6 protein-coding genes are annotated in these 7,623 nt (G+C 31.7%); all 6 read left to right on the forward strand.

Features of this window, described 5'->3' with window-relative positions:
- The first annotated feature begins 120 nt into the window (after positions 1-120).
- Positions 121-2,121, forward strand: a complete 2,001-nt coding sequence (gene cadA, locus H6578_12455) for a cadmium-translocating P-type ATPase (protein MCB9227965.1) — start codon at positions 121-123, stop codon at positions 2,119-2,121.
- 136 nt (positions 2,122-2,257) lie between these two features.
- Entirely contained in the window at positions 2,258-2,689 is a 432-nt protein-coding gene (locus H6578_12460; GenBank protein MCB9227966.1) for a hypothetical protein, read from the forward strand.
- A 6-nt stretch (positions 2,690-2,695) separates the two neighbouring features.
- Complete coding sequence (locus tag H6578_12465) at positions 2,696-3,571, forward strand: cation transporter (GenBank protein MCB9227967.1); 876 nt, start codon at positions 2,696-2,698, stop codon at positions 3,569-3,571.
- An 89-nt stretch (positions 3,572-3,660) separates the two neighbouring features.
- A complete protein-coding gene (locus H6578_12470; GenBank protein ID MCB9227968.1) occupies positions 3,661-4,395 on the forward strand; it encodes a response regulator in 735 nt (244 codons plus the stop codon).
- A gap of 47 nt (positions 4,396-4,442) precedes the next feature.
- On the forward strand, positions 4,443-6,299 hold the full coding sequence (locus H6578_12475; protein MCB9227969.1) for a histidine kinase: 1,857 nt from the start codon (positions 4,443-4,445) through the stop codon (positions 6,297-6,299).
- Positions 6,300-6,813: 514 nt separating this feature from the next.
- On the forward strand, positions 6,814-7,623 hold an 810-nt coding region (locus H6578_12480), incomplete at its 3' end, for a hypothetical protein (GenBank protein MCB9227970.1).

Here is a 7,623-nt window from a genome sequence, read left to right on the forward strand (position 1 = left end):
ACATAAAGTCTGAAAAATAATTTCACATTCCATAATGTTCCCCCACCTGAAAAGGAGGGGAAAAAGGGGTGGTTTTATAAAAGTATGTGAAATTATTTTTTAGATACAATATAAATAAAAATGAAAAATCATAAACATACCTACGACAAAGACGGCAACATAACTTGCTGTACATTGGAAGAAAAAATCTATAATACGCCAATTCATACGCATGATGACGGACACAACCACGACCATGCACACAATGCCGAAAACGGTATGTTGAAACTGTTTTTGCCGAGTATTATTTCATTGGTGCTTTTGCTCTCTGCTATTTTGTTAGATAATTTTTGGCAGCCGCCTTGGTTTTCTAATTGGATAAGAGTTTTATGGTATCTCATAGCATATATTCCTGTAGGATTGCCGGTACTTAAAGAAGCCGTGGAAAGTATTGGCAAAGGACAGTTTTTTTCCGAGTTTTTCTTAATGAGTATTGCTACCATTGGTGCATTTGCCATAGGCGAATATCCGGAAGGTGTTGCCGTTATGTTGTTTTATGCCGTAGGCGAAGTTTTTCAAACATTGGCAGTTTCTAAAGCAAAAGCAAATATAAAATCTTTGTTAGACCAAAGACCGGATGAAGCAACTGTTTTAAGAGATAATTTACCGATTAAAATTAAAGCCGAAACGGTGGCTGTTGGCGATATTATTCAACTAAAACCTGGCGAAAAATTGGCTTTAGACGGATTGCTTATTTCTGAAACTGCCGCTTTTAATACAGCAGCTTTAACCGGAGAAAGCAAACCCGATACTAAAATGAAAGGCGATAATGTATTGGCAGGAATGATTAACTTAAATACCGTTAGCCAAGTAAAAGTTACTACAGCTTATACAGACAGCAAATTGAGTAAAATTTTAGAACTGGTACAAAATGCAACGGCACAAAAAGCGCCAACAGAGTTGTTTATCAGAAAATTTGCCAAAATTTACACACCTATTGTAGTGCTATTAGCCGTTTTAATTTGTTTTTTGCCTTATTTATGGATAGAAAATTATGTATTTAAAGATTGGCTGTACCGAGCTTTGATATTCTTGGTTATTTCTTGTCCGTGTGCTTTGGTTATCAGTATTCCATTAGGATATTTTGGCGGTATAGGTGCTGCCAGCCGAAATGGAATTTTAATAAAAGGCAGTAATTTCTTAGATACTTTGGCTACCATTAAAAATGTAGTGATGGACAAAACAGGCACACTTACAGAAGGCGTGTTTAAAGTGCAAGAAGTTAAGTTTTTAGAAACCGTAGATGAAAATAAAATTTTACAATTGGTAAACGCACTTGAAAGCCATAGCACACATCCGGTAGCTACTGCTATTCATCAGTATGTTGGCGTAGTTGATACCAATATACAACTTAAAAATATAGAAGAAATAGCAGGACACGGCTTAAGAGCAGAAACAGAAGATACAATATTATTGGTTGGCAATTTTAAACTGTTAGACAAGTATAATATTCAGTATAATATTGATTTAAGCACCATAGTTTATACGGTTATTGCTATAGCTTACAATAAAAAATTTGTAGGATATATTACCATAGCCGATGAAATAAAAAAAGATGCAAAAGCAAGCATACAAAATTTAAAAGCCATAAATGTTGAGCCAACAATGCTTAGTGGCGATAAAAATTCGGTGGTACAGTTTGTAGCCAATCAATTAGGTATAAATAATGCTTATGGAGATTTACTGCCGGAAGATAAGGTAAACAAAGTAAAAGCCATTAAAGCCAAAAATGAAACGGTAGCTTTTGCGGGCGATGGCGTAAACGATGCTCCGGTAGTAGCACTTAGCGATGTAGGTATAGCCATGGGTGGTTTGGGCAGCGATGCCACTATAGAAACAGCAGATATAGTAATACAAGACGACAAGCCGAGCAAAATACCTATGGCAATAAATATTGGTAAAGCAACTAAAAAAATAGTTTGGCAAAATATAACAATGGCATTTGTAGTAAAAGCTATTGTTTTAATATTGGGTGCAGGCGGATTGGCAACTATGTGGGAAGCTGTTTTTGCAGATGTAGGCGTTGCACTATTAGCCATACTCAATGCTGTAAGAATACAAAGAATGAAATTTAATATGTAACGTAAGAATTAGTCTAAACAAGAATTATTTGTAGTTTTGCCTATGAACAAGGAATATTTACGCAAGTTTTTGCGTTATTACCAAACAAAATTTTAAAATTATGAACAGTAAAAATTTAATAGTAAAAGGGTTTATTATGTTGGTGATAGTTTTATCTCTTGCTTCTTGTAGCAAAGATGACAATAATACTGACCAAGAAACTATAAACCAGATAGAAGACAGAGTAGAAAGTGGTACATGGCGTATTACAAAATTTATTGACTCGGGAGATGATGAAACCAGCAATTTTTCAGGTTATAATTTCACATTCAATAGCTCAGGAACATTAAATGCCAATAATGGCTCAAACGACTATAATGGCACTTGGAGTGTTACGGATAGCAACAGTAGCGATGATGATGACAGTTTTGACGATTTAGATTTCAATATCTTTTTTAACCTTACCAATAATTTTGAAGACTTAAATGACGATTGGGATATTTTATCTCACACTGCTTCTAAAATAGAGTTAAAAGACGTAAGCGGTGGTAACGGTGGAACAGATTACTTAACTTTTGAAAAAAATTAAAAAAAGTTGAGTGCAGAACAAACTGCCATACGAACAACTTACATTAGTATATTAGGAAATGCCAGCTTAGCTTTAATAAAAGCCTTAGCTGGCTTTTTTGGCAATTCTTTTGCCCTTATAGCAGATGCTATAGAATCTACGTCCGATATTTTTTCGTCTGTATTTGTATTACTTGGGTTTAAGTATGCAGAAAGACCTCCAGACGAAAATCATCCTTATGGACATGGCAAAATAGAACCTTTAATTACTTTTATTGTAGTAGCTTTTTTGGTTATTTCAGCATCGGTTATCGCTTATGAAAGCGTACAAAATATACGCACTCCTCACGAAGCTCCAAAAGCATGGACACTTATTATTTTAGGAACTATTATACTTTGGAAAGAGCTATCTTACCGTTTTGTAATAAAGAAAAGCAAAGAAACAAATAGCACTTCTTTAAAAGCAGATGCGTGGCACCATAGAAGCGATGCCATAACCTCTTTAATGGCATTTGTAGGTATTTCTATTGCTTTATTGTTTGGAAAAGGTTTTGAAAGTGCCGATGATTGGGCGGCATTATTTGCTTCGGGGTTTATTTTATACAATTGCTACCTAATTTTTAGACCCGCATTAGGCGAAATAATGGACGAACATCTTTATGATGATTTAATAGAAGAAATTAGAGAAAAATCTATGGAGATAGAAGGTGTTTTAGAAACAGAAAAATGTTTTGTTAGAAAACACGGCATGAGATATTTTGTTGATTTACACTTAGTTGTAAATGGAAATATACCTGTTAAAGAAGGACATAAAATTGGTCATGACGTGCAAGAACACTTAATAAAATCTATTGATAATTTAGAAAATGTACTGGTGCATATAGAGCCCGATAGTTTTGATTAGAGTTAACTTTTCTTTTAACTAATATTTGTTATTTAAAATTTGTAACTTCCCATTTAGTTACTAAGTTTGTATTAATCCTAAGTGTGTATATGTTTACTTGTATTATTATTGATGATGAATTACATTGCAGAGAAAGACTTTTGGCTTTGCTTGAAAGTAATGGCAGTTTTGAAATAGAAGGAGTGGCAACCAATGTGAAAGAAGGAATTAAACTATTAGACAATATTACCCCAGATATATTGTTTTTAGATGTAGAAATGCCCGAAGGAACAGGCTTTGATGTGCTGGAAAGAAAGAAAAACGAGCTAAAAAATACTAAAGTAATATTTACCACTGCTTATGATAAATATGCAGTAAAAGCCATAAAAAACAGTGCATTTGATTATTTGCTAAAACCCATTAATGAAGAAGCACTCAATGAAGTTTTATTAAAATTAAATCAAAACGAGCAAGTACATACCAAACAAATAGACAATCTTATTGATAGTTTACATTCTAAAAAATTTGAAAAACTGGTTATAAACACCGTTAATTCTTTTGAAATTATTAACAAAGAAGAAATTGTTTTGTGCGAGTCAGATACTAGCTATAGCTATATTGTATTAGATAATAATTCTAAAATAATAACCAGTATTAACATGAAAAAACTAAATGAACTTATAGATAATCCTAATTTTTTTAGAGTGCACAATTCATACATCATTAACCTTTATAAAATAAAATCAGTAGATAAAAAAGGAGAAATAATTATGAATAATGGTTCTATAGTGCCCATTTCAAGAAGAAAGAAAGATGAGTTTTATAAGAAAATAGGAATTTTGTAAAAAGAAATATTTGATTCCCGTATCTTTATTTTAGCCAAAATCCTAAAATGTCAAAAAACAATATTGAAATATTAAAAAACAAGTTAATTGTAGCTACTGATTTTAGAGAAATTCAAGAAACTAAGCTACTACTTGCCAAGTTATTAATTTTAAGTAATGTTGAAGAGGCATTAGTATTATGTAATGAAATTATAAGTGTAACAGAGCACCAAAAGGAATATCACGATTTATTTTATAAAGCAAATGCTATTTTAATACGCCATTTTGCTCACAGAGGTAATTTTGATAAAATAACACAGTTAAATAACAAAATTTCTTTAATTAAACATCCAAATATAACTATAGATACTACTACTGAAGTAGAATTTAGCTTTATGTTTATTTACAAATATTTGAATAAATTAGATGATGCCTTAGTATTAGGTAAAAAATTATTGGAAGAAAATTACAAATTTCTAAATAAGGAGAATAAAATAAATTTTCATCTGCACATGGGAGAGTTGTATATGAAACTAACCTATAAAGATTTAGCTGCGGAAGAACTGAATAAAGGATTGCAATTATTTGAAGAAGACGAAGAAACCCAAGATAAAGCAAATTTCCATTTTACATTTGGAATGTTAATGTATGAAGACAAAAAATATGAGATAGCCATTAACCAATTAAATAAAGCAAAAGAAATAGAATTAAAAAATGAGGGAAGGGCCATACCAAAAGCACAGATATTTGCAATGTTGGCAAGGTGCTACATGAGTATTAATAATAAAAAGAAAATGTTGGCATCTAATAGCCAAGCTCAAAAATATGCCTTGCTATCTAATAATCCAGTTTTTAATAAATTGATTATAGGAGAGCAAATAGATTTATTTGTTAAAGTAAATAAAATAAAGGAAGCAATAGAAATAGGGAATATATTAAGAAAGGATAAAGAATATAAAAAAAATGATAGCTTTTATTACGGTAGCTTAAACATGTTGGCGGCAGCTTATTTAAAGCAAAAAAATATTGATGAAAGCATAGCATGTGCCAAAAAGTGTAGTATCTATTATAAAAAAACCGAAAGAAAATTAAATTTGAGAGACAGCTACGAAATTTTAATGAAATGCTATGAAGAAAAAAAAGACTTTATAAATCTTGCAGCATTTCAAAAGAAATATATTCTGTTATTAGAAGATTTGAATAAAGAAAAAGAACACAATGCCATAGAACAATTTGAAATAAAATATAAAACGGCAGAAAATGAAATAGAAATAGAAAAGCAAAAATCGGAATCCATAAAATTTCATTTGCAAGCACTGCGTTCGCAAATGAATCCTCATTTTATATTTAATGCTATAGATTCTGTAGTTTATAATATGGATAAAGGCGAGTTTGATAAATCAAAGCAATTACTTGCCAGTTTTGCCCGTTTAATGCGTGCCAATATTGAGTTTACTGAGCAAGCCAATATCAGTTTAGAAGAAGAGATTCGTTTTTTAAAAGATTATTTAGTTGTAGAGCAAAGCAGACTACACCAAGCCTTTGATTTTGAAATAAACTACCATAAAGATTTAGAAATTGATTTTATAGAACTACCCAGCATGTTGCTACAGCTTTTTGTAGAAAACGCCATAAAGCACGGCATAATGCCTTTAACAGAAAGGAAAGGAAAAATAGAACTAACATTTGAAGATAAAGACGATATGCTCCTTTGCACTATTACAGATAATGGCATAGGCAGAAAAAAAGCAAAAGAAATACGCAATGCTAAAAGTCATTTGGGGAAATCTACCAAAATAATAGCCGAAAGACTACGCATGTTGGAGCAGCATTTTTCATATAAAATTACGGTTTCTTATACCGATTTATATAATAAAAGCAAGCAAGCTGCCGGTACAAGCGTACAAATATCTATTCCCATATAATGAGGGGAGGTATTAGTTGTTGGTGAATAGTCGTTAGTTATTGGTCATTAGTCAATAGACTTTCGTTATTTATAATATTCATAAAACTTTGCGTCTTTAACGTCTTTGCGAGAGGAAAAAGTCAATAGTCATTGGTCAATAGGCTTTTGTTATTTATAATTTATCTTTTATAATTTGTAATTACCTATTCATGAAACTTTGCGTCTTAGCGTCTTTGCGAGAGGAAAAAGTCATTAGTCAATCAAAATTCTAACATTTCCCTTTTACCGAATTTGCCCTAAAACCTACCATTTAACACCCAAAACCTACCACTTACAAAACGCCACCTTATTTATTAGGCATTTTAAATAAGCAATATTATATTTGCTTGAGATCCATAAGCTCCATATGAATGAAAAATAGCTACCTAAAAAATTCTTTATTATCTAATCTAATTGTTTTAGTTCTATCATTTTGCAAAAAAATAAAAATATTGCAATCAATATTTATGTGTAAAAAGATAACAATATTTATATTGTTAATTTTATTTATATTTAATAATGTACTAACTTTTGGGCAATGTACTTATACTAATTCTTTAGCAACCGCTTACAATCAAAATAATGGACAAAGAGGTGTAATGTTTGATATTGTGGCTACTAACGCTGTAACCATAAATTGCTTAGATGCCAATTTATATGCAGGGACAACATCAACTTATGAAATATATTATAAAGTGGGGAGTTTTATAGGTTTTGAAAACACATCTTCTGCATGGACGCTTATTGGTACAGCTACAAATGTTACTTCTTTAGGCACTAATATACCCACTTATATACCAATAAACATAAATATTTCTATACCATCAGGGCAAACATATGGATTTTATGTTACTAATACTTCCGGTGGCGGAATTAGCTACACAGATGGCACGCTACCTAACAATAATTTAGCAAATGATCCTAATATTACTATAGAGGGGGGAGTAGGTAAATCATATCCATTTGGATTAACTTTTAGCTATAGATATTTTAATGGTACCATTCATTATAGCGTTTGTATGCCTGTAACAGCCTCCATTATAGACACTGCCAACTGTGATAGTGTAAACATTTCGGGAACTTGGTACACGACTAATCAAACCGTGAATGATACGATTGTTGGCGGTGCTGCTAACGGTTGCGATTCTATTACACCTTATAATGTGATTATTCTTTTTGGAGATTCTACGTTTAGTACAGCTACCTCATGCTTACCTGCCGATACAGGTTATCTTACTTCTTCATTTACCAATGTGAATGGTTGCGATTCTACACATACAGTTTATACTTCGCTCTTAGCTTCG

The sequence above is a fragment of the Chitinophagales bacterium genome (genome assembly GCA_020635995.1).
Classification (GTDB): Bacteria; Bacteroidota; Bacteroidia; order Chitinophagales; family UBA8649; genus JAFMKE01.